Source organism: Nocardia cyriacigeorgica NBRC 100375 (assembly GCF_000308555.1).
In the GTDB taxonomy this organism is placed as follows: Bacteria; Actinomycetota; Actinomycetes; order Mycobacteriales; family Mycobacteriaceae; genus Nocardia; species Nocardia cyriacigeorgica.
Window position 1 is genome coordinate 1 of record NZ_BAFY01000120.1, and the last position, 23,488, is coordinate 23,488.

The 23,488-nt window shown below is 69.5% G+C and carries 19 protein-coding genes and 1 pseudogene; 11 read left to right on the forward strand and 9 right to left on the reverse strand.

Features of this window, described 5'->3' with window-relative positions:
* From RJ05_RS11325 to RJ05_RS11335, 3 genes and pseudogenes are all read left to right on the forward strand, one after another.
* On the forward strand, positions 1-1,185 hold a 1,185-nt coding region (locus RJ05_RS11325; protein WP_036536613.1), incomplete at its 5' end, for an SPFH domain-containing protein.
* Between the two features lie 158 nt (positions 1,186-1,343).
* Positions 1,344-2,633: pseudogene (locus RJ05_RS33095) on the forward strand (SGNH/GDSL hydrolase family protein).
* Positions 2,634-2,757: 124 nt separating this feature from the next.
* Positions 2,758-3,660 carry a S1C family serine protease gene (locus RJ05_RS11335; RefSeq protein ID WP_174343925.1) on the forward strand — a complete coding sequence of 301 codons (903 nt, stop codon included), beginning with the start codon at positions 2,758-2,760 and terminating at the stop codon, positions 3,658-3,660.
* Between the two features lie 190 nt (positions 3,661-3,850).
* On the opposite strand, the gene RJ05_RS11340 is transcribed toward RJ05_RS11335, so the two are convergent.
* On the reverse strand, positions 3,851-4,531 hold the full coding sequence (locus RJ05_RS11340; protein WP_036536615.1) for a TVP38/TMEM64 family protein: 681 nt from the start codon (positions 4,529-4,531) through the stop codon (positions 3,851-3,853).
* 182 nt (positions 4,532-4,713) lie between these two features.
* On the opposite strand from RJ05_RS11340, the gene RJ05_RS11345 reads away from it, so the two are divergent.
* Genes RJ05_RS11345 through meaB form a run of 3 tightly spaced genes read left to right on the forward strand, consistent with a single transcriptional unit; the run spans position 4,714 to position 9,823 of the window.
* On the forward strand, positions 4,714-6,558 hold the full coding sequence (locus RJ05_RS11345) for a methylmalonyl-CoA mutase family protein (RefSeq protein ID WP_036536618.1): 1,845 nt from the start codon (positions 4,714-4,716) through the stop codon (positions 6,556-6,558).
* The gene (scpA, locus tag RJ05_RS11350; protein WP_036536622.1) at positions 6,558-8,831 is read left to right on the forward strand and encodes a methylmalonyl-CoA mutase; all 2,274 of its coding nucleotides are present in this window, start codon (positions 6,558-6,560) and stop codon (positions 8,829-8,831) included. The genes RJ05_RS11345 and scpA overlap by 1 nt, the downstream gene beginning before the upstream one ends.
* Positions 8,828-9,823, forward strand: a complete 996-nt coding sequence (gene meaB, locus RJ05_RS11355) for a methylmalonyl Co-A mutase-associated GTPase MeaB (protein WP_036536625.1) — start codon at positions 8,828-8,830, stop codon at positions 9,821-9,823. The genes scpA and meaB overlap by 4 nt, the downstream gene beginning before the upstream one ends.
* 204 nt (positions 9,824-10,027) lie before the next feature.
* Here meaB and RJ05_RS11360 read toward each other — a convergent pair whose 3' ends face one another.
* The 5 genes from RJ05_RS11360 to RJ05_RS29330 form a co-directional block, all read right to left on the reverse strand.
* Positions 10,028-10,939 carry an amidohydrolase family protein gene (locus tag RJ05_RS11360; RefSeq protein ID WP_036536626.1) on the reverse strand — a complete coding sequence of 304 codons (912 nt, stop codon included), beginning with the start codon at positions 10,937-10,939 and terminating at the stop codon, positions 10,028-10,030.
* Complete coding sequence (locus RJ05_RS11365) at positions 10,936-12,009, reverse strand: nucleoside hydrolase (protein ID WP_036536628.1); 1,074 nt, start codon at positions 12,007-12,009, stop codon at positions 10,936-10,938. Before RJ05_RS11365 ends, RJ05_RS11360 begins: the two co-directional genes overlap by 4 nt.
* 359 nt (positions 12,010-12,368) lie before the next feature.
* Positions 12,369-13,721 carry a CoA transferase gene (locus RJ05_RS11370; RefSeq protein ID WP_306306385.1) on the reverse strand — a complete coding sequence of 451 codons (1,353 nt, stop codon included), beginning with the start codon at positions 13,719-13,721 and terminating at the stop codon, positions 12,369-12,371.
* Between the two features lie 76 nt (positions 13,722-13,797).
* Positions 13,798-15,228: an SDR family NAD(P)-dependent oxidoreductase gene (locus RJ05_RS11375; protein ID WP_036536630.1), complete on the reverse strand. Its 1,431-nt coding sequence runs from the start codon at positions 15,226-15,228 to the stop codon at positions 13,798-13,800.
* 112 nt (positions 15,229-15,340) lie between these two features.
* Positions 15,341-16,741, reverse strand: coding sequence for a hypothetical protein (locus RJ05_RS29330; RefSeq protein WP_138445549.1), 1,401 nt, complete (start codon positions 16,739-16,741; stop codon positions 15,341-15,343).
* A 25-nt stretch (positions 16,742-16,766) separates the two neighbouring features.
* Between RJ05_RS29330 and RJ05_RS30850 the strand changes: the two genes are divergently transcribed.
* On the forward strand, positions 16,767-17,102 hold the full coding sequence (locus RJ05_RS30850) for a hypothetical protein (protein ID WP_138445550.1): 336 nt from the start codon (positions 16,767-16,769) through the stop codon (positions 17,100-17,102).
* Positions 17,103-17,169: 67 nt separating this feature from the next.
* On the opposite strand, the gene RJ05_RS11390 is transcribed toward RJ05_RS30850, so the two are convergent.
* Genes RJ05_RS11390 through RJ05_RS11400 form a run of 3 tightly spaced genes read right to left on the reverse strand, consistent with a single transcriptional unit; the run spans position 17,170 to position 19,689 of the window.
* Positions 17,170-18,360, reverse strand: a complete 1,191-nt coding sequence (locus RJ05_RS11390) for a hypothetical protein (protein ID WP_036536635.1) — start codon at positions 18,358-18,360, stop codon at positions 17,170-17,172.
* Complete coding sequence (locus RJ05_RS11395) at positions 18,357-18,572, reverse strand: hypothetical protein (RefSeq protein WP_036536638.1); 216 nt, start codon at positions 18,570-18,572, stop codon at positions 18,357-18,359. The genes RJ05_RS11390 and RJ05_RS11395 overlap by 4 nt, the downstream gene beginning before the upstream one ends.
* Positions 18,573-18,621: 49 nt before the next feature.
* The gene (locus tag RJ05_RS11400) at positions 18,622-19,689 is read right to left on the reverse strand and encodes an alpha/beta fold hydrolase (protein ID WP_036536651.1); all 1,068 of its coding nucleotides are present in this window, start codon (positions 19,687-19,689) and stop codon (positions 18,622-18,624) included.
* A 260-nt stretch (positions 19,690-19,949) separates the two neighbouring features.
* On the opposite strand from RJ05_RS11400, the gene RJ05_RS11405 reads away from it, so the two are divergent.
* The 4 genes from RJ05_RS11405 to RJ05_RS11420 all read left to right on the forward strand — a co-directional run.
* Positions 19,950-20,630 carry a TetR/AcrR family transcriptional regulator gene (locus tag RJ05_RS11405; protein ID WP_249040459.1) on the forward strand — a complete coding sequence of 227 codons (681 nt, stop codon included), beginning with the start codon at positions 19,950-19,952 and terminating at the stop codon, positions 20,628-20,630.
* Between the two features lie 121 nt (positions 20,631-20,751).
* Positions 20,752-21,897 (forward strand): acyl-CoA dehydrogenase family protein, encoded by a 1,146-nt coding sequence (locus tag RJ05_RS11410; protein WP_036536640.1) that lies wholly within the window; start codon positions 20,752-20,754, stop codon positions 21,895-21,897.
* Positions 21,881-22,528, forward strand: a complete 648-nt coding sequence (locus tag RJ05_RS11415; RefSeq protein ID WP_036536643.1) for a TetR/AcrR family transcriptional regulator — start codon at positions 21,881-21,883, stop codon at positions 22,526-22,528. Before RJ05_RS11410 ends, RJ05_RS11415 begins: the two co-directional genes overlap by 17 nt.
* A gap of 199 nt (positions 22,529-22,727) precedes the next feature.
* Positions 22,728-23,488: NADH-ubiquinone oxidoreductase chain 4L (locus tag RJ05_RS11420; protein WP_036536645.1), on the forward strand; the 761-nt coding region annotated here is incomplete at its 3' end.

The following is a 23,488-nucleotide window of genomic DNA, read 5'->3' on the forward strand; positions in this document are numbered from 1 at the left end:
AAATCGATCGCGCTGGTGCCGCAGGCCGAGGCGGCGGTGATCGAACGACTCGGCCGGTATTCGCGCACCGTGTCGGGTCAGCTGACCTTCCTGGTGCCTTTCGCCGACCGCATCCGGGCCAAGGTCGACCTGCGCGAACGAGTGGTCTCGTTCCCGCCGCAGCCGGTGATCACCCAGGACAACCTCACCCTGCAAATCGACTCGGTGGTGTATTTCCAGGTCACCAGCCCGCAGGCCGCGGTGTACGAGATCAGCAACTACATCGCGGCGGTCGAGCAACTGACCGTGACCACACTGCGCAACGTGGTCGGCGGTATGACCCTGGAAGACACGCTGACCTCCCGCGATCAGATCAACAGCCAGCTGCGCGGTGTGCTCGACGAGGCCACCGGCCGCTGGGGCCTTCGGGTGGCGCGGGTCGAGCTCAAGGCCATCGATCCGCCGCCGTCGATCCAGGAGTCGATGGAAAAGCAGATGAAGGCCGACCGCGAGAAGCGCGCCATGATCCTCACCGCCGAGGGCCAGCGCGAATCGCAGATCAAGACCGCCGAGGGCGCCAAGCAGGCCCAGATCCTGTCCGCCGAGGGCGCCAAGCAGTCGGCCATCCTGTCGGCCGAGGGTGAACGCCAGAGCCGCATCCTGCGCGCGCAGGGTGAACGCGCCGCTTCCTATCTGCAAGCCCAGGGCCAGGCCAAGGCGATCGAAAAGGTCTTCGCCGCCATCAAATCCGGCAAGCCCACACCGGAACTGCTTGCCTACCAGTACATGCAGACCCTGCCGATGGTCGCGCGCGGTGACGCCAACAAGGTGTGGCTGGTGCCGAGCGATTTCGGCAAGGCCCTGGAAGGTTTCGCCAAGAACTTCGCCACCAAGGGTGAGGACGGCGTATTCCGGTACGAGCCGCCGGAATCCGATGGCAGCGAGACCAAACCGGAAGACGATTCCGAGGATGTCGCCGACTGGTTCGACACCGCACCGGATCCGGCCATCGAACGCGCCGTGCGCGCGGCCGAGGCCACGGCTCGCACACCGGTCGAAGGCCTGGTCCCCGGCGTCGATCCCGCGCCCGCGAACCTGAACAAACCCGCACCCACACCGCAATCGCCCGCGCGTGCCGAGCCGCCGCAGCCGAGCGCCGGTGACATCCACGGCCGCCCGTGGCAGCCGCCGGGGGCGCAACAGTAGACGTCCGCACGCGATAACGCTCGGCGGCATCGCGCTGTCTTATTCCCGGCGTCGTTGTCGGATTGTGCACAGCCGGGGCGGAATTGCTCCTTGCCCACGCGAGGTTGGTCTGCTGCGACGGATTCGCGCCGGCGAATCACTCGAGTGAGGGAGCGCAGATGATCGCGTGGAGAAGACGGCGGACGAGCGAGCAGACGAGCACGAGCGGCAGGCGGCGCGGCACCGTGGTGGCGGCGCTGCTGGCCACGGCAGCACTGGTGCTCGCCGGCTGCTCCGATGACGCGGACGCCACCGGCGCGGCCTGGTCCGACAGTTGGGTGACCGCGCAACAAGCAGCCGTCGATCTGTGGGAACCGAACTGGTCCACCGCCGGATTCGCGAATCAGACCCTCCGGCAGGTTGTCCGGCCCACGCTCGGCGGGAATGAAGTGCGCATCAAGTTCTCCAACCTGTTCGGCGAACGACCGCTGCGGATCGCCGCGGCGACGATCGCCGAACCGGCCGACGGCGCCGCGGTGCGTGCGGAGAGTGTGCGGCCGCTGCTGTTCGGTGGCGCCGAATCCACCGAGATTCCCGTCGGCGCGGAAACCACCACCGACGCGGTCGATTTCCCGGCCACCGCGCTGCGGCCGGTGACGGTGACCATCTACCTGGCCGAGGCGACCGGTCCCGCCACCTTCCATCAGACCGGCAACGCCACCAGCTACCTGGCCGCCGGAAACCACGCCGCCGATCCGGCCGCGACGGCGTTCACCGACACCAGCCGTTCCTGGTACTACCTCGCCGATCTCGAGGTGAACAGCACCGGCGCCGAGGGTGCGGTGGTGACCTTCGGCGATTCGATCACCGACGGCGCCGAAGCCACCGCCGACGCCGACAACCGCTACCCGGACGTCCTGGCCGCGCGGCTGGCCGCCGACGGGTCCACCCGCGCGGTGCTGAACACCGGTATCAGCGGCAACCGGGTACTCACCGACTCCGACTTCACCGGTTAGAGCGCGAAGACCCGATTCCGGCGCGATGTGCTCGACCGCGACGGCGCGAGCACCGTCATCCTGCTGGAAGGGATCAACGACATCGGCGCCAGCGAACTCGACGAGCCGTGGGTGCACCCCAACCCGGAGGTCAGCGCCGACCAGCTCATCGCAGGCTATCGCGACCTGATCGCCCTGGCCCGCGCGGACGGCCTGCGGGTGGTGGGCGCGACGCTGACCCCGTACAAGGGTGCGCCCTACTACAGCGAACGTGGTGAAGCCGTGCGCGACGCGGTGAACGCCTGGATCCGCTCCTCCGGTGAGTTCGACGCGGTCATCGACTTCGAACGGGCGGTGGCCGACCCCGCCGACCCGGACGCTATCGCCCCCGCCTTCGACAGTGGCGACCACCTGCACCCGAGCCCGGCCGGCTACGCCACGATGGCCCAGGCCATCGACCTGGCCAAGCTCTGATCGACCTCGGCGCCCACCTGCGCGATTGCGCTGCTGGTGAACACGCTGCGTGCTGCCATCCGGCTCGGCATTCTGGAGGTATCGGCGTGCGGAGCAGGTGGTGATCAGCGTGGACGATGCGGCGATGGATGCGTACTCGCGCACGGTGATCGCGGTGGTGGCCTCGGTGACACCGCACGTTGCCAGCGTGCGGGCGCGGCGGGGGAGCGGGTCGGCGGTGGTGGTGTCCGGGGACGGATATCTGTTGACCAATGCGCACGTCGTCGGATCTTCCCGCAGGGGTGAGCTCGTCTTCGCCGACGGCACCGAAACCCGGTTCGACGTGGTCGGGACCGACCCGCTGTCCGATCTCGCGGTGCTATGCGCCCGGGGCGAGGCTCCCGGCGCCGTCACGCTCGGCGACGCCGACGCTCTCGTCGTCGGCCAGCTGGTGGTCGCCGTCGGTAGCCCGCTGGGCCTGGCGGGGTCGGTGACGGCGGGGGTGGTGAGTGCGCTGGGCCGGGCGGTTCCGGTGTCCTCGCGCCGCGCCGGGAGGGTGATCGAAGATGTCATCCAGACCGACGCAGCCCTCAACCCGGGCAATTCCGGTGGCGCGCTGGCCGATTCGGCCGGACGGGTGGTCGGCATCAACACCGCCGTCGCCGGTATCGGGCTCGGCCTGGCGATCCCCATCAACGCGACCACCCGCATGATCGTGCAGACCTTGCGAGCCGACGGCCGGGTCCGCCGCGCGTACCTCGGCCTGGTCGGGGTGCCCGCCCCGCTCCCGGAGGATGTCGCCGAGCGGACCGGGCAGGACGGTGGCGTCCGCATCGTCGAAGTCATCGGCGGCGGACCCGCCGACCGTGCGGGCCTGCGGCGCGGAGACCTGGTGCTCAGCGTCGCTCGCACCGAGGTCAGAGACGCGCAGGGTATTCAGCGTCAGCTGTTCGCCGAGGCGATCGGTTCGCATCTGCCGGTTACCGTGCTGCGCAACGGCGCCATGGTCGACGTGATCGCGGTGCCGAGCGAACTGACCGTCGACTGATCGCCGGTATCGAAGCCGGGTCGGTCGACGGCGGCTCGAATCGGCCGGGTAATGCGCGTCGGCTCGCCGGTGCGGCCGGCACCGGAAGGCGTTCATCCGAGAGACGCCCGGCGATTGGGGCGCGGGCCGCCCGTGCGGGGCGCGCCGATCGGAGGACCTGCTCGGATTGTCCGCCACCGCGAGCGGCCCGTCAGTCGGCGACGGGAACCGGCTCGGTGGCTTTCTCGCGCGGCGCGGGCGTCCACCGGGCATCGAGCACCAACCCCAGCACGCCGATGGCCAAGCAGATTCCGGAAATCACCACCATCGCCGGGTGACTGCCGCCGGTCAGCGCATCGGCGAGGATCACCGTGGCCACCGTGCCTGGCAGCGACCCGACGACCGTGGCGATCAGATACGGCCAGAACCGCACCGAGGACAGTCCGCAGCAGTAGTTGACCACCGAGAACGGCGCGATGGCGATCAATCGCAGCGAACCGACCGCGAGCCAGCCGCGGCGCTCGAGCCGGACATCGATGGCGCGCACGGCCGGATGGGTCAACCGCGACGCGACCCGATCGCGGTCGAGGGCGCGCACCAGCAGCAAGGCCAGTGCGGCGGCCACCGCCGTGGCGGTGAGCGCCACCGTGCTTCCGAGCCCGGCGCCGAACAGCACCCCGCAACTCACGGTGAGTACCGTTCGCGGCACCGGCGCGACAGCGACCAGGGCGTATCCGATGAAGAACAGCAGCGGGAAGATCGGGCCGACCCCCTCGGCCCAGTCCTGGATCCGCTCCGGACTCGGCAGCTCGATCAGCAACGCGACCACGAAAAGCGCGCCGACCCCGAGGATCAGCGCGACGACGCGTCGATCACGAATCAGTCGAGTCACCCGGGCAAGGTTACCCGTTGGTAGTGGTGGCCTCGCTCGAGCGCGTATTGGCGTCGGGCTAGCATCGGAGGAAACGAGTCGAATACTCGTTAACCAAAGTGTCCGCTGAGCTGGGCGGATGCACAGGTGCGGGCGCACAGGAGTGGTGCGCCCGTACTCGAATGGAAGAGGGAAAGCAGCGTATGCCGATAGCTTCAGAGCCGGTGCCCGAGTACGCCGCCTGGCGTAAGGGCGTAGCGGGTGTGCTGGCCAAGACCCGTCGGGTCGATGCCGCGGAGCTTCCGGACGAACCCGAGAAGCTGCTCGAGGTCACCACCTATGATGGCCTCACCATCGCCCCGCTCTATACCCGTCGCGACGAGCTGCCCGAGCAGCCGTTGCCGGGGCAGTTCCCGTTCGTGCGCGGCCGCGACGCCACCCGCGATGTCCACCGCGGCTGGTTCGTCGGCGACCGGTTCACCGGAACCGACGGCGCGAGCGTCAACCAGGAGATCCTGGCGCGTCTCGAGAACGGCATCAGCGCCGTCTGGCTGAGCGTCGGCGACGGCGGCGTGCCGGTGGCCGAGCTGCCCGCGGCGCTGTCGGGTCTGCTGTTCGAACTCGCTCCATTGACCCTGGATGCGGGTGCCGCGACCGCGCACGCCGCGCAGCAGGTGTTCGGCATACTCGACGGATATTCCGCTCCCGCTCGCGCGGACATCCGCATCGGCCTCGGTGCCGCCCCGCTGACCAGCCGCTTCGCCGGAACCGATGATCTCGACCTGGCCGACGCGGTAGTGCTGGCCGGGCAGGCGAACGGCCGGGCCGAAACCGTACGGGCCATCACCGTCGACGGCCGCGTCTTCCACGACGCGGGCGCCGCCGATGCCCAGGAACTCGGTGCCGCCGTCGCCGCAGGCCTGGAATACCTGCGCGCGCTGACCGGCGACCTCGATGTGGTCGCCGCGCTCGGCCAGCTGGAATTCCGTTTCGCCGCCACCGACGACCAGTTCGCCACCATCGCGAAATTCCGTGCCGCCCGCAAGCTCTGGGCCCGCGTCGCGCACGTGTGCGGTGCGCCCGATGCCGGCGGCGCACCGCAGCACGCGGTGACCTCGGCGGCGATGATGAGCCGCCGCGATCCGTGGGTGAACATGCTGCGCACCACCCTCGCCGCGTTCGGCGCCGGTGTGGGTGGCGCCGACACGGTGACGGTCCTGCCGTTCGATGTCGCGCTGCCTCCCGGCGAGCTGGGTGTCTCGCGCTCGTTCGCCGATCGGATGGCACGCAACACCCAGCTGCTGCTGCTCGAGGAATCGCATCTCGGCCATGTCCAGGACCCGGGCGCAGGTTCCTGGTACGTCGAGGACCTCACCGCCGAACTCGCCGCCAAGGCCTGGGAATTCATGCAGGAGATCGAGGCCGCCGGCGGATACCTCGCGGCCCTGGAATCGGGTCTGCTGGCCGAGCGTATCGCCGCGACCAAGGCCGCCCGTGACGCCGATGTGGCTCACCGCAGGACCGCGGTCACCGGCGTCAACGAATTCCCGAACCTGGCCGAGAAGCCGCTCTCGGAAGCCGCGCGCACGCACATCGGGGTGACCGGCTACGGTGCCGCGTTCGAGGCGCTGCGCGACCGCTCCGACGCCTACCTGGCCGCGCACGGCCAGCGTCCGACGGCGCTGCTGGTGCCGCTGGGGACGGTGGCCGAACACAATGTGCGGGTCACCTTCATCGCGAACCTGCTGGCCTCGGGCGGGATCGAGTCGATCAACCCCGGCCCGCTCGATATCGACGGAATCGAATCCGCGGCAACCGAATCCGGTGCCCCGATAGCAGTGCTGTGTGGTTCGGATGCCCGATACGGCACCGACGCGGGCGCGGCGACCGAGCGGCTGCGGGCGGCCGGTATCGAGACGGTGCTGCTGGCGGGCCCGGACAAGGCCGTCGCCGAACTGGACGGCGCACAGCGCCCGGACGGATTCCTGACCGCGCGCATCGATGCCGTCGCTGCGCTGTCGGGTCTGCTGGAGAAGGTGGGAGCCTGATGACATCGCGTATCGAGCATCTGATCGGCAGTTTCGCCGACGTGCCGCTCACCGAGCGGGCGCCCGAGCCCGCGGCGGTGGATGCCGCGCAGGTCGAGGAATTCGTCCGCACGGCCGCGGCGGCCAACAACTACACCCCCGAGCAGCTGGTGTGGGCCACGCCCGAGGGCATCGACGTGCCGCCTGTCTTCACCAAGGCCGACCGCGATGCCGTCGCCGCCGCGGGCTTTCCGCTCGACAGCGTGCCCGGGATCGCGCCGTTCGTGCGCGGGCCGTATCCCACGATGTATGTCAATCAGCCGTGGACCATCCGCCAGTACGCGGGTTTCTCCACCGCCGCTGATTCGAATGCCTTCTACCGCCGCAACCTGCAGGCCGGTCAGAAGGGCCTGTCGGTGGCCTTCGACCTGGCCACCCACCGCGGCTACGACTCCGATCATCCGCGCGTGCAGGGCGATGTCGGTATGGCCGGTGTCGCCATCGACTCCATCCTGGATATGCGTCAGCTCTTCGACCACATTCCGCTGGACCAGGTCAGCGTGTCGATGACGATGAACGGTGCGGTGCTGCCGATCCTGGCGCTGTACGTGGTCGCCGCCGAGGAGCAGGGCGTCACGCCCGAACAGCTGGCCGGAACCATTCAGAACGACATTCTGAAGGAGTTCATGGTCCGCAACACCTACATCTATCCGCCGAAACCGTCGATGCGGATCATCTCCGACATCTTCGCCTACACCAGCGCGAAGATGCCGAAGTTCAACTCGATCTCCATCTCCGGCTACCACATCCAGGAAGCCGGCGCGACGGCCGATCTGGAGCTGGCCTACACCCTCGCCGACGGTGTGGAATACATCCGCGCCGGTATCGACGCGGGCATGGAGGTCGACAAGTTCGCTCCGCGCCTGTCGTTCTTCTGGGCGATCGGCATGAACTTCTTCATGGAGGTCGCCAAGCTGCGCGCGGGCCGGCTGCTGTGGAGCGAGCTGGTGGCGAAGTTCAACCCGAAGAGCGCGAAATCGCTGTCGCTGCGCACCCATTCGCAGACCTCGGGCTGGTCGCTGACCGCGCAGGACGCCTACAACAATGTGGCGCGCACCTGCATCGAAGCGATGGCCGCCACCCAGGGCCACACCCAGTCTCTGCACACCAACGCCCTCGACGAGGCGCTGGCGCTGCCCACCGATTTCTCCGCCCGCATCGCCCGCAACACCCAGCTGCTGATCCAGCAGGAGTCCAACACCACCCGTCCGATCGACCCGTGGGGTGGCTCGTACTACGTGGAGTGGCTGACCCACCAGCTGGCCGACCGCGCCCGCGCCCACATCGCCGAGGTGGAGGCGCATGGCGGTATGGCGCAGGCCATTTCGGAAGGTATTCCGAAGCTGCGCATCGAAGAGGCGGCCGCCCGCACCCAGGCGCGCATCGACACCGGCCAGCAGCCGGTGATCGGCGTGAACAAGTACCAGGTGGAAGAAGACCACGAGGTCGAGGTCCTCAAGGTCGAGAACTCCCGGGTGCGTGCCGAGCAGATCGAGAAGCTGCGGCAGCTGCGTGCCGAACGCGATTCAGCCGAGGTCGAGCGGGCGCTGAACGAACTGACCCGCGCCGCGGCCTCGTCCGAGGGCGGCATGGAGAACAACCTGCTGGCACTGGCCATCAATGCCGCGCGCGCCAAGGCCACCGTCGGCGAGATCTCCGATGCGCTGGAGAAGGTGTACGGCCGCCATCAGGCCGAGATCCGTACCCTGTCGGGTGTGTACCGCGACGAGGCAGGCAAGGTCACCAACATCACCACCGCCGGTGCGCTGGTGGAGGAGTTCGCCGAGGCCGAGGGCAGGCGTCCGCGCATCCTGGTGGCGAAGATGGGCCAGGACGGCCACGACCGCGGCCAGAAGGTGATCGCCACGGCCTTCGCCGACCTCGGCTTCGATGTCGATGTGGGCCCGCTGTTCCAGACCCCCGAAGAGGTGGCGCGCCAGGCCGCCGACAACGACGTCCACGTTGTCGGTGTGTCCTCGCTGGCGGCCGGCCACCTCACGCTGGTGCCCGCCTTGCGGCAGGCACTGGCCGATGTCGGTCGCCCCGACATCATGGTCATCGTCGGCGGCGTCATCCCGCCCGGTGACTTCGAGGAGCTGTACGCCGCGGGCGCGGCGGCGATCTTCCCGCCCGGCACCGTGATCGCCGATGCGGCGATCGATCTGCTGAAGAAGCTGGCCGCCGAACTCGGGCACGAGATCGGCGCCTCGGCCGAGGCAGACAGCGCCGAATGACCAAGCGCGTCATCGATATCGACGCGCTCGCCCAGGCGGTCCGCCGTAACGAGCGGGCCGCCTTGGCGCGGGCGATCACCCTGGTCGAATCGACCCGCGCCGATCACCGGGAACAGGCGCAGCAGCTGTTGTTGCGGTTGACGCCGTCCACCGGTGCGGTGACGTCGAACCGGGTCGGGATCACCGGTGTGCCGGGTGTCGGCAAATCGACCTTCATCGATGCGCTCGGGATGTACCTGATCGAGCAGGGGCATCGGGTCGCGGTGCTGGCCGTCGATCCGTCGTCGACCAGGACCGGCGGCTCCATCCTGGGCGACAAGACCCGGATGGCTCGGCTGTCGGTGCGTGAAGAAGCCTTCATCCGGCCCTCGCCCACCGCGGGCACGCTCGGCGGCGTCGCCAAGGCCACCCGCGAGACCATCGTGCTGCTCGAGGCGGCCGGCTACGACGTGATCCTGGTGGAGACCGTCGGTGTCGGCCAGTCCGAGGTGACGGTGGCGAACATGGTCGACGTGTTCTGCTTCCTGACCCTGGCCCGCACCGGCGATCAGTTGCAGGGCATCAAGAAGGGTGTGCTGGAACTGGCCGATCTGGTCGCGGTCAACAAGGCCGACGGCAAACACGAGATCGAGGCGAAGAAGGCCGCCCGCGAACTGACCGGCGCCATGCGGCTGATCCATCCACACGACGCCCTGTGGCGCCCGCCCGTACTCACCATGAGCGGGCTGGAGGGGCTCGGACTGGAGAAGTTCTGGTCCACGGTCCTCGAACATCGCCGGGTGCTCACCGACGCCGGCGAGTTCGACGAGAAGCGCCGCCGCCAGCAGGTGGACTGGACCTGGACCATGGTGCACGACCAGCTGCTGCGCCGCCTCGCCGACAACCCGAGGGTCAAGGCGATCCGCGACGAGGTGGAAAAGCAGGTCCGCGAGGGCGCGCTCACCGCGGCGCTGGCCGCCGAGGAACTGCTGCGCGCCTTCGACGAGGGCTGATCAGCCGAACGAAGCCGTCCGCGCGCCGTTTTCGCGGCGAAACGCCTCGCGGTGTGCGTGATGGCGGTCGCGGCGAGGAGGCCGTCGCAGGCATCGACCGGTTCCAGCGCGCCCGTCAGAGTCCGCCCACCGAAGCCGGCACCGACGGAGTGGAGAGCGGGTGAGCGAGAGTCGCGGTCACCTGCCCGAGGGCGGGCTTCCGTACTAGGCGGAATCGGCCCCGGTGTCGGCGATGGCCGGCAGGTCGAACAGCCGGGCCGCGTTGTCGTGGCAGACGGCGCGCAACCACTCATCGCCCAGGTCTAGTCGTTCCAAGGCGGTGATCGCGTGATGGTACGGGTAGGGGATGTTCGGGAAGTCGCTGCCGAACAGAATGCGGTCGCCTAGGTCGCGCAGGCGGGGACGGTCGGCGGCGGGGAAGGGAACCTCTTCCTCGGTGAAATCGGTGAAGGCCATGGTGGTGTCGAGGCAGATGCCAGGATAGCGATCGGCCAGGTCCATGAACTCGGCGTACTCGGGCATGCCCATGTGCGCGACGATCAACCGCAGGCCGGGGTAGCGGCGCAACAGCTCCGCGATGGGCTCCGGGCCGGTGAATTCCCCTGGGGCCGGGCCCGATCCGCAGTGGATGACGATCGGGGTGCCGGACTCGGCGAGAATGCCCCAGACCGGGTCGAGCAGCGGGTCGAGCGGAGAGTATGCACCGACCTGGATGTGTGCCTTGAACACTTGCGCGCCCTGCTCCAGGGCGGTCGTGACGTAGTCGGCCGCGCCGGGTTCCGGGTAGAAGGTGGCCGTGTGCAGGCAGTCGGGGACCTCGGCGGCGAATTCCGCGGTCCAGGAGTTGAGCCAGGCCGCCATCTGCGGCTTGTGCGGGTACACCAGCGCGGTGAAGGCGCGAACACCGAAGCCGCGCAACGTCTTCAACCGCACCGCCTGGTCGTCGCGGTAAGCGATCGGCCACTCGCGTCCGGTGAGCGGGCCCGCCGAGTCGAAATAGGCCCACACCTTGCGCATCACCTGATCCGGCATGAAATGGGTGTGCACATCGACAATGGCGGGCAGGCCGAGCCTGCGACGGAACTCGGTGAGATAGGCGACGGTGTCCTCGGTCATGGCGCCTCCTGCGCGTTCGCGGGAATCAGACCGGCCCCCGGCGGGTACACCGCGGCCGCGAAATCACCGACACGACTGATCAGCCGGTCGAAGAACAACTCGGGATCGGTGCCGACGACGATGTCGGCGTTGGGTTCCCGCCCCCACATGCCCGCCCAGTCGGCGATCGTGGTGGCACGGGTGAGGGTGCCGGTCAGCTCGACGTCGACCGTCGCGGGCCTGGTGCGCGCCAGCGCCGGGTCGAGCGCGACGGCGGCGGCGAACGGATCGTGCATATGCGCCAGGTACCCGAGGTCGTAGGAGTGGTGGAAGTCGAAGTAGAAGCGCACCGCGTCGGTGAGGTGGCGGATGATCGGGTTGCTGGTGACCGACCGCGCGCCCGGCGGGTCTGCCGGTGAAACCAGCTCGGCCGGCACACTTCCCGCCCGTTCGGCCAACCGCGTCAGGTGCTCCGGCCGCATCTCGATCGTCTCGGTGATGTCGAGCGCGCAGATCAGGGGGCGCCGGTCGGGCGGCGCGGCGGAGAAGGCGTCGAAGACCTCTTTGGCGGCTTCGGGGTCGACGTGCACGTTCCACTCGTTGGTCGGGGTGGTATTGCCCGGATGGTTGAACGCACCGCCCATCACGACCAACCGGCGCAGCAGCCGCGGCAGGGCGGGTTCGCGGCGCAGTGCCAGTGCCAGGTTGGTGAGCGGTCCGGTGCACAGCCCGACGATTTCCCCGGGATGTTCGCGGGCGAGCTCGACCCACAGATCGGGGGCATTGCGGTCGGACACGGTGCGGGTCGGCGCGGGAAGCTCCGCGTAGCCGACGCCCTGCGGGCCGTGCGTGTCCTCGGTGGTGCGCAAGGCGATGACCAGCGGTTCGGCGGATCCGAGCGCCACCTCGACCTCGGGTGCGCGGCACAGCTCGAGCCAAGCCAGATTGTTCACCGCGACCTGGGCGGCGCCGACATTGCCCGCGGTCGACACGATGCCGACGATCTCCGCTTCCGGACTGGCCAGCAAATACAGCAGCGCCAGCGAGTCGTCCACCCCGGTATCGACGTCAACGATGATCTTCTGCCGCACGGTTCGAGCCTATCGACCGGGGGTGAGCCGCTCGCGGCCCGGGCTCGGGCGTGCCCGCTACCGGACCGGGCGGCATCGGTCCGCCACCGGTCGTGACCGTGGCGGCGGTCGATGCGCTGGTGATCGCGCCGGCCCTGGCGGGCTCGTTCCAGGCCGCGCCGCCCGGTGTCGGCGATCGGCCGCCGCTGAGGCCGGCGACCTCACTGCCGTGGGTGCCGTAGCGTGCCCCGCCACGATGTAGTGCTGTCCGACTGCGGCCGGGGCGTTCACGTGGCCCGGTTCGCCGGCCGCGTCTCGGGACCGACACAGCGGTCCGAGGACGGCGCGAGCCGCACCGCGGTGGGCCGCGGCGGACCTGCTCACACTCGGCGCAACGGCGCCGGAGTCGACCAGGTCGGCCGGTCGCAGCCGTAGCGGCGCGCGGGTGCTGGGTAGTCGGGGTATTCGGCGAGGGCGGGAGTGGCGGTGGTGACGTTGCCGTGGGTGAGGGCGCAGTGCGGATCCGGTTCGGTGGCCGCGGGATGCCTTGGCGTGCGTTCGGGGGCGGCGAGCAGCCAGGACGCGGTGCGCGCCAACGACACCCGCACATCGCGGCCGATACCGTCGGCGGCGCGGGCGACGAGCGCGTCGATCACGCCGGCGGCGAGCAGATACCCCGAGGCGTGATCGAGCGCCTGCGCGGGCAGGGCACTGGGCACCGACGGTGCGCCTTCGATGATGGCGATGCCGGTCGCGGCCTGCACGATGCTGTCGAAGCCGCGCCGCCCGCCCCACGGGCCGAATTCGCCCCAGGCGCTGACCCGGCCGTGCACCAGGCCAGGGCGGATCGTCAGCCCCGCGTGTTCGAGTGCGCCGGGCCGGTAACCGGTCACCAGCACATCGGCGGTGTCGAGCAGGGCGTCGACGCGCGCGCGATCACGGCGCAGATCGAGCACGGTGGTGCGTTTGCCCTGGCAGGTGTCGCGGAACTGCCACGGGATCTCCGGCAGACCGGGCGGGTCGATCCGCAGCACGTCGGCGCCGAGCAGGGCCAGGGCGCGGGTGGCGACCGGGCCGGCGATCACCCTGGTCATGTCGAGGACACGGATACCGCGTAGCGGCTGGAACGGTGACGCGCCGTCGGGCAGGCCCAGGCCACGCGCGTCGGCACGGCGGTCGTGGCGACCAGCGGACCCGCCGCGGCGGCCCGCGCCTGCGGGGTGGCGGCCCATTCCCGTTCGGTGCGCACCCGCACCGCGATGGCACCGGTCGCCGCGGCCGCATCCTCGATGTCGGCGGCGCGGCTCATCGCGATCTGTGCGACGGCGAGGTCGACGGACGCGTCGGCGGGCAGGTGCAGCGCGGCGAGCAGTCGCGCGCGGTGAGTGGGGGTAGTTGGCGTGGGTGCGGACCCACCCGTCGAAGGTCGGGAAGAAGCCCGACAGGTCGGCGAACATCGCGACCGGCGCACCGTCGATGCGCAGCAGCCGCTCACTGGCGAACGCGGCCGCCACCCGGCGCGGGTCGATGCGGTGGTGCACCGGGTCGAGTCCGTGGGCGCGCCGCAGCCGGTTCGCGGCAGCGATGACGGCGCCGATCGAGCCCGATGCCAGTCCCGCCACCGGCAGCGCCGCTGCCAGCGTCGCACCGAAATCCGGCGCGGGTGGCACGTCACGATCGTCGATCCCGATGCCATCCTGATAGTCACGGACCAGCCGCTCGTGCACGCTCACCGCATCCAGCGTAATAGGCGTCGCCGCACCCGGATTCCGACGTGAGCAGAACCATCCGAACCGCCCACTCGGGGGCTCACCAGGGGGAGGGCCGGTAATCCTTGAGGAAGCAGCCGAACAGGTCGTTGCCCCGCTCGCCCTGCACGATCGGGTCGTAGACCCGTGCGGCGCCGTCCACCAGATCCAGCGGTGCGCGGAAGCCTTCATCGGCCAGGCGCATCTTGGTGTAGTGCGGGCGTTCGTCGGTGATCCAGCCGGTGTCGACGGCGGTCATCAGAATCGAGTCGGTTTCGAACATTTCGCGGGCACTGGTGCGGGTCAACATGTTCAACGCCGCCTTGGCCATATTCGTGTGCGGATGTCCCGCACCCTTGTAGGCACGGCTGAACTGCCCCTCCATCGCCGAGACGTTGACGATGTACTTGCGCCGTGCCTGTGCTGCCGCCATGGCCGGGCGCAGCCGCGAGACCAGGATGAACGGCGCGACCGAATTGCACAGCTGCACCTCGAGCAGCTCGGTCGGATCGACCTCGCCGACGGTCTGCACCCAGCTGTTGGTGTGCGCGAGGTCGGGCACCAGACCACCGGCATCGATGGCGACGCCGCGGGAAATGCGTTCGGGGGTGGCCGAGCCCGCCACCAACGCCAGCTCGGCCACATCCTCGGCCGACAGCGTCGGGGTCAGCGAGGCGGTCAGCGCGCTGGGGTGGGCCTGCATGGTCTTGCCGAAGGTCACCACGTCGGGCAACTCACCGGCGGGCAGCGGCATGGATTCGGCCTCGACCAGCGCGCTGTAGGCGCCGGCGGAGCGGCGCACCGTCTGCGCGGCATTGTTGATCAGGATGTCGAGCGGGCCCTGCGCGGCGACGTCGGCGGCCAGCGCCACCACCTGCGCCGGATCACGCAGATCGATGCCGACGATGCGGACCCGGTGCAGCCAGTCGGCGCTGTCGGGCTGCGCGGCGAAACGCCGGATCGCGTCGTTGGGGAAGCGGGTGGTGATGGTGGTGTGCGCGCCGTCGCGCAGCAACCGCAGCGCGATGTACATGCCGATCTTGGCGCGTCCACCGGTGAGCAGGGCTCGCCGGCCGGTCAGGTCGGTGCGGGCATCGCGCCGGGCGTGGCTGTCGGCCGCGCACTCCGGGCACAGCTGGTGGTAGAACGCGTCGACCCGGGTGTAGCGCTCCTTGCAGATGTAGCAGGGACGCGGCCGGATCAAGGTGCCCGCGGTGGCGCCGGTGGCGCTGGAGCTGATCGGGATGCCTGCGGTCTCGTCGTCGATGCGCTGCGGCGAACCGGTCGCCGTGGCCGCGATCACCGCTCGATCGGCGGAGGAGACCGCCTGCTTGGCCTCGGCGCGACGGCGCTGCTTGAGCCTTTTGAACATATGCCCGACAGCGCGCTGCACCGCCACCGAATCCGGATGATCCTTGTCGAGCTGTCCGGCCTGCTCCAGGACCCGCAAACAGGTGGCGAGCGCGTCCGGATCGATCGTGGTTTCGGCCATCGGAGCTGGGATCATCCTTCATGAGCTTGGCGAGTATCGCGCCCATTGTCGCAAACGGGCTCCGGTGACCGGCCCCTCACCTCTGTTCGCCGCAGGCGTCACGCGCCCCGGTTCACTCGCGCAGCGCGGCCATCGTGGACTTCGCGGACTCGGTCAGCTTGTCGATGACCTCCGATTCCGGCAGCACCTTCGCTGTACTCCTCGACGAGGACGAGGTGGACACATACTGCGACCAGGTGAAGTACCCGATCACCCAGCCGTCGCGGACCCGGAGGGTGACCGTGGGGGATGTATCGCCGGGTGTGCTCGGCTCGATGGACACCCACGCCTCGTCGCCGAGGCCCGAGATCTCCTCTTTCCGGCCTTCGCCGCTGGTTTCCGGATTCGTCATCCTCCAGGTGTCGAAGCCCGCGGTGAATTCCGGGCTCGGGTCGCTTTTTTTGTGGATGGTGACGCTGGAGTACATGCTCGCGTCCTGGTAATCGTCCTCGTCGACACCCTCCGGGAGGAAACGCTGCGCACAGAACATGGTGTCGCGGGCGGGGTGCTCGGTGCCCTCGAAATCCGGGTACGACCGCTTGCCGCTCGAGTCCTTGGCGGAGACCGTGTAGCCGGCCTCCGTGAACGGTGCGGTGTCGACGGCATCGCAGAAATCGTCGGAGTAGGCATAGCCGCGCAGGTCGGGCTCGCCCGGCGCGACACCGGAGGAACCGCTGCCGCCGCCGAAGCCGCCGAACGCGAGCACCGCCCCGCCCCACACCGCCGAAGCGACGACGATGCCGCCGAGCCCCCACAACCACCCTTTGCCCGCGAGTCCCGAGGGCGCCGGGGCGCCGGGGCTCGTTGAGCTGTATGCGGAGGCGGGCTGAGCGAAACCGGTTCCGCCCGGCCCACCGTGTCCGAAGGCAGGCGGAATGTTGTGGCCCTGCGCGCCGAATCCCTGCGGCCCGAATCCTTGGCCCTGGGCAGAGCTCTGGCCCTGCCCTGCGAATCCCTGGCCCTGTGGTCCGGACTGGCCTTCGGGTGCGAAGTTCTGGCCTGGGGCGAATCCTTGGCCTTGCGGTGCGAAACCCTGACCGGGACCGGAGTATCCCTGGCTCGGTGCCGCAAAGCCCTGCTGTGCGAAGTTCTGATCCTGCGGTGGGAACCCCTGAGCTGGGGCGGCAAACCCGTGGCCCGGGGCGAAACCGTGGTTTCCGGCGAAGCCTTGATCCTGGGTTCCCGCGGCCTGACCCGCGCCGGGCTGGGGGTATCCCGGCCCGGTGTGCTGCTGCGACGGTGCGAAGCCGGGCTGCGCGAAGCCCTGCGCGGGCGGTGCGGCCGGGTTGAACCCGCCCTGCGGCTGATCGAAGGATCTCAGCTGGGTCGGATCCTGCTGCGGGTCCGGCGAATTCGGCTGCCGCAGAATCGTCGGATCCGAAGGCGCCACGGGCTGCTGCCCGGCATCGCCCGCCGACTGCGGCTGATCACCTTGCGCGCCCGGCTGATTCGAAGAGTCCCCCGATGTCGTCATGGCGGGAACGTACCATTGCGGGCGTTTGACCGGCCATTCGAGCCGAATATCAGCCGCCGCGAGCGCTTCCCGGCAGCCGATCGGCGAGCCGACGGCCGAGATCGTCGCGTCCACCATGCCGCCAGCGCACCGGACGCGCCACCCCGTGACGGCGGACAGCCGCGCCACATCGGTGCACGCCCACGGCGGGCCGACCAACCAGGTGGGGCCACGTGCCGCCGTCGGCCGGCTCGGCGGTTCACTGCCGCTGCGGATCAATCCGGTGGCGGCGCTGCCGCTGTCGCTCGACCTCGCCGTTGCGGTCGGCCCGGCAGGGTTGTGCCGCCGGGGATCGACTCGGGTTGGCCAGGCGACCTCATGATCGCGGTGGTGCGCTGCCCCGGCCCGGTGGCCTGCGGGGCATGCCGCTGAAACCGGGCCGACAGCTCTTACGCAACCCATAATGCTTCGGCCAGGCGCGCGCGTCCGGAGGCAGGCGGATCGCCGTCGCCGGAGCCGGGGCGACTCGCGCTTGCTGCCGCGTCGGCTGACTCGCCCATCACCGGGAGTGCCGCCAACCGGCGCCGATCCTCGTCGGGTAGCGCGGTGACGAGCGGAATCACCGCGTCCCACTGGTCGGCGTCGCCGGCGCGGCGCAGCATATCGTCGAGCCGATCGTCGGGTTCGGCGGCGATCCGGGTGGCGACGAAGGCCAGCGGCTGCGCGGGGAGATATCCGGTCAGGGGCAGCAGGTCCAGCCACAGACCGTCGCGCAGGGCGATGTCGACGCAGGCGGTGAGGAACCGCTCGTCGTGCACGGCGGGCCGGGACGCCAAGGCCGCGAGGGTCGTGGCGCTCATGACACGCGTGACCGGAAGCAGGGTGGCCAGCGCATCGAGTTCGTAGGCCGCCCGGACCAGGCCGTCGAGAACCTCGTCGCCGAGTTCGGCGCAGATATCGCCGAGGCGAGCCTTGTTCGCATCGTTGACGGTGGCCAGCAGGTCCAGGCCCTGCGCCCACAGCTGTTCGGTGTGCGCGGCGCCGATGATGCCGGGCAGCCGGTCGGCGACGATCTCCATCAAGATGTCGATCGACCACTTGTCTTCCATGAGGAAGCCGATGCGCAGCAGGTCGGCGTCGCCCGTGACGGCCGCGGCCGCGCGTAATGACGGCTCGGGTACGACGCCGACGAATCGGCCCATGGTGACGTGCTCGTCGCGAGCCAGCAGTTCGCTCGCGACCGCCGCGATCTGTCGTGGCGGGACCTGCGCGATCACCGCGGCGGTGCGCCTCGGGTCCAGAGCGATGGCCGCCTCGGCCAGGAACGGCGCGGGCAGGGCCGCTGCGATGTCGGCCGCGCGCCGCGGTTCCACCGACGCGGCGACCGCAGCGCACAGCACCGGGCCGAAGGCACGCGTGGCGATCTTCGCGCTGATCGCCACCGGCACCAGATTGGCCGCCGCGGCCACCTTCGCGAGTTTCGACCGGTCCCGGTCGAACAGCCTGTCGGTGCTGCGGTCGCGGAACGCGCGGATCGCCTCCGGCGGCAGGTCGAGCAGAAAGCCGAGCTGCTCGGTCTGCACATCCAGCAACCGGGCCAGCTTCGTCGTCTCGGCGAGCGCGAGCAGATGGTTGCTCACAGGCCGAGCGCCTTCTTCACCGCCGGGCGCATCAGCCGCGGGATCAGCCGCATGCCGGAGTCGAACGCTTCCCGCATCAGTTGAGAGCGACGATGGGACGCCGCGTGCAGCATGCGGTCGAGCTCGGCGAGCCGGTCGTCGCCGAGAGCGGCGAATTCCGGTGGCAGGGGAGCGCCAAGGGTCCGGGACAGGGTTTCGGCTGCGGTGGTCATGATGCCTTCCGGAGCGACGGGTCGGGTGACGGCGACGGCGGCCGGGCGATCACCGGGTGCTCCGGTACAGGGGGTCGCTGTCGGCGCGTAGATCGCTGATGAAATTGGCGATGGCCTCGCCCACCAGGAGCGGTTCGGTCACCGGAAGCCAATGATCCGCCGGCAGCGTGTAGCACCACAACCGATCCACCCGCTGTTGCACGGCGGCCCGCACACCGGGCCGTGCGGCCGGGTCGGCGGCATCGAGCAGCAGCTGCACCGGCACCGAGGTGTGCTGGTCGCGGGGATGGCGCAGGTGATGGCCGAGATTGGCGCGGACGATGCGCGCACCCGCGAGCAGATCGGCGCGCCAGGTCGGCGCGATCGGCGCCTGCGCGTGGGCGGAGCGGTGTGTCAGCTGCCGCAGGCCCGCGCGAACCCGCGGCTGGTACAGCGCACGGCGCAGCATCGACGGTGAGCTGTGCAGCGTCAGCCGCGCTTCCTCCAGCGCGGAGACCATCGGCGTCACCCGGCGGGTGCGCCCGCCCGAGGAGGCATGCGTCTGCGCGGGGCGGTGCGTCACCGGGGAACCGTGCGGGCGCTGCGGTGTTGCCGCCATCCGGCGCACCGTGCGCGATTGCATGCGATGCACCGTGCGCCGGGTGCGCTGCCGCAGCTGACGCAACCACAATCCGAGGTGGTCCAGATGCGGCGCCGACAGAGCCGTGAACGAGGCGATCCGGGTGCTCGCGCGCGGATCGAGGACGGCCTCCCAGCCCTGCACCGCGCCCCAACCGTGCCCGGCCAGGTGGACCGGCCGATCCGGGGACACCGTGTCGATGACGGCGTAGAGATCGTCGGCGAGCCGGTCGAGGCGGTAGTCGCCGAGCGCGTGGGGCGCACCGGATTGTCCGTGCCCACGCACGTCGTAGGTGATGACACGGAACTCGTCGGCGAGTATCACCGCGACCTGTTCCCAGGTGCGGTGCGTATCGGACGCTCCGTGGACGAGCACCAGTGGTGGCGCCGCGGGATCTCCCCATTCGAAGCCGGCGAGTTCGATGCCGTCGGCCGGGATTCGCCACCGGCGATCGGGTCCGTCCTCCGGACGGCGGCCGGGACCGTGCGGTTCGATCATCACGTCACCTCGCTTGAGCGTACTGGCGGTACGGTACGACGATACTGCCAGTACGATGGCTGTTGAAGCCAGATACCGCAGGTAGATGTAGATGTGTGATGGATCACGCAAATCGCTGGTTTAATCGAATGCGCACCATCTCCGCTGGCGCGTACCAGCAGTACGTGTATGCTCTCGCACCAGGGTCGGTGGTGTTGCTCGAGGGGTGAATGCCGCCGCACTCGCCAACATCGACGTCGCCGGCACTCGGAGGCACCAGCGTGAACCGCTCCACCGTGCGCTCCGCCCCGCGGTCCATCGGCCGCGACGAGATCGTCGACGCGGCTATCCGGGTGATCGACCGCGACGGGCCGCGCCCCAGCATGGACGACATCGCGCGCGAGGCAGGCATCACCAAACCGCGCCTGTACCGGCGTTTCGCCGACAAGGCCGATCTGTTCACCGAAATCGGCAGCCGCATGGCCACATCGGCGTTCGCCGCCGCCGGCAGTGACCTGACGCTGGTGTTGCAACCACCGCGGCAGGCGCTGCGGACGGTCCTGCGCGCCTACGCCGACAGCATCCTCGAACATCCGAACGTCTTCCGCTTCCTCGGCCAGGCCCAGACCGGCCACGATCGCGACGGTTCGGTGGTGCAGGTCGACCTCGGCCGTCAGGTCGCCGGGCGTCTGGCGCGGCGGGCCGGCGCGGTGGCCGAAGCGGTGCCCATCGATGACAGCGGCGTCGACTATCTGGCGCGAGCCATCACCGGTGTGGTCGTCTCGATCACCGACCTGTGGCTGGGCGGCGACGACCCGGCCCGTGACGCGAGCGAATTCGTCGATCAGACCACCGAATACGTGTGGGGGCTCATCGACAGCTTCCTGCGCCGTCGCGGTATCCAGGCCGATCCGGCCACGCCCATCTTCACCACCCTCGCCGCGGTCGACACCGACCGCTGAGTTCCCGTGCGCCGACTCGCGGCACACCTGCGCCCGGCTTGTTGACAGAACGCCAATAGTGGGCGAATCTGAGTGCGCAAGCCCCGGCGTGGCCGGGTGATAACGAGCGGAGGATGCGACGATGGCACGGCCCAGCTGGAGTGACGACGAGGTCGAAGCGGTGCGGGACCTGGCCCGCAACTTCTTCGAGCGCGAGGTCGTTCCGCATGAGGAGAAGTTCGTCGAGCAGGGCCACCCGGACCGGGAGCTCTACCGGACCGCGGGCAAGCTCGGGCTGCTGTGCGCGGCACTGCCCGAAGCGTTCGGTGGCGGTGGCGGCACCTTCGCCCATGAGGCGGCGATCATCGAGGAGCAGGTCCGCGCGGGCGACGGCGCCATGGGTATGCCGGTGCACAGCGCGATCATCGCCCCTTACCTGGCCGAATTCGGTTCCGATGACCTCAAGCAGCGGGTGCTACCGCGGGCCGCGAGCGGCGATATGGTGCTCTCGATCGGTATGACCGAACCCGGTACCGGCTCGGATCTGCAGAACATCAAGACCCGCGCGGTGCGCGACGGCGACGACTACGTCATCACCGGGTCGAAGATCTTCATCACGAACGGCTGGCTCTGCGACGGCATCATCATCGCCGCCAAAACCGATCCCGAGCAGGGCGCCGCGGGCGTGTCCCTGCTGTTCGCCGAGGTAGGCGACGACACACCGGGTTTCACCAGGGGCCGCATCCTGTCCAAGATCGGCGGTAAGGGCCAGGACACCGCGGAGCTGTTCTTCGACGGCCTTCGGGTCCCCGCGGCGAACCTGCTCGGCGGCGTCGAGGGCCAGGGCTTCTATCAGATGATGCAGATGCTGGCCCAGGAACGCCTCGTCACCGCGATCATGGCGGTCGCGATGATGGAACGCGCGGTCGAGTTGACCGTCGATTACACGAAGGGCCGCGAGGCGTTCGGCAAACCGCTGTTCGCCATGCAGAACACCAAATTCGAACTCGCCGAATGCGCGACGCTGGCCACGGTGAGCCGCACCTTCCTCGACGACTGCATCGCCAAGCACCTGCGCGGCGAACTCGACATTCCCACCGCTGCGATGTCGAAGTACTGGTTGACCGATCAACTCGGTATCGTGGTTGACCGCTGCCTGCAACTGTTCGGCGGCTACGGCTATATGACGGAGTATCCGATTTCCCAGCTCTACACCGGCGCCCGTGTGCTGCGCATCCTGGCAGGCAGCAACGAGGTGATGAAGGATCTCATTGCGCGATCTCTCTGATACCCCAGTCTCGGCCACCGACGGGCAACCGCGCCGCCGGCGGCTCGAGCCCGACGAACGCCGGGCCCAGATCCTGGCCCAGGCCATCGAGATGTTCGGCGAGCGGCCCTACGCCGCGGTGTCGACGGCAGAGCTGGCCCAGCGCGCGGGAGTCGCGCGCGGACTGATCAACCACTACTTCGGTAACAAGCGCGATCTGTATCTCGCGGTGGTGCGCCGGATGGTGACCCTGCCGCGCGTCGACGACATGATCGTGCCCACCGGCACCGAGCGCGAACGGGTCGAGGCCAGCGTGAGCTGGTTGCTCGACACCATCTCCGAGCACGGCAGCACCTGGGTGAAGGTCACCAGCCACGAAGGCGTCGGCGACGATCCGGAGGTCCAGCAGATCCTGGACCAGGCCGATGATGCGGCCGCCGAACGACTGCTGCTGATGATCGGACTGGCCGATTCGGCACACAGTGCGTCCATGCGCGCCATGGTGCGCGCCTACGGTGGATTGGTGAAAGTGGCCGGACGGGAATGGATCACCCGCGGCACGCTGTCGCGCGACCAGGTGCACGGCCTGCTGGTGGACATGCTGCTGACCCTGGTCACCGAATCGCTGCCGAAGGTCGAACGCGGCCACTGAGCCGGCGTCGCGGCAATGGCGCGGTGGGCAATTGTGCCGTGTTCGTTACTGATTTGCCGGGCATGTCGGCGTGCTTTCGGGTAATGCGTTCTGCCGCATTCGCAGGACGGTTCGGCGGTGGACCTCTATCCTTCTCGTGTCGGGGCGGGTCCGGATCTGGCGGGGTTTCGCACGACGGTGAGTGTGAGAGGTACCTCGGATGGCAGATTCGCAGCGCTGGGCAGATGAGCGCTGGCCGGAAATTCGCGACGACACCACCGCGGCCCCTCGCCGCGGCCGAGCCGTCGCAGTCGACGAACCCGACGACGATGACGACCAGTACTGGTCCCGCAGCTACGACGAGCACCCCGCACGCCGAATCGTCAACCCCTACGCGGTGATCGCGCTGGTCGCGGCCCTGCTGCTGTTGATCCCGGTGGCGATCGTATTCGGGCTCATCGCCTTCGGTCATCCTCGCGGCCGGGTGATGGCATTGTTCGCGCTGTTACTGGGATTGGTCGAGGCCGCGGTGATCGCGGCCCTGCTGGTGCTCCCGGGCGACCTCCTCGCGGACGTGGTCTCACGCGCGGAAGATCTCGCCTCCACCCAGACCTCCCAGAGTGTCTGGGCGACACAGGCTTCGGCGACCGGACCGGCCGACAGCGGACCGCAGGAGCACGCGGGCGCGCCGGAAGCGACCACCGGCGCCGCGTCCTCCGGCGCCGAACCCGTCGGCCCCGCGGCGCCGACGGCCACCCTGCGCACCGCCTGCCCGGAGGCCGGACTCATCGGCACCGCCGCCGACGGATCGACGCTGCTGTGCCTGACGGCCACCACCTCGACCACCGGATTCCAGTGGAAGGGGCCCTACACCATCTCCGAGGTCGTCGGCGAGGGCGGCACCAGCTGCAACCCGGGCGTGGCCGCGACCGCGCGCACCGCCGACGGGCGCGCCCTGGTCTGCGAAGGCCAGGGCCGCAG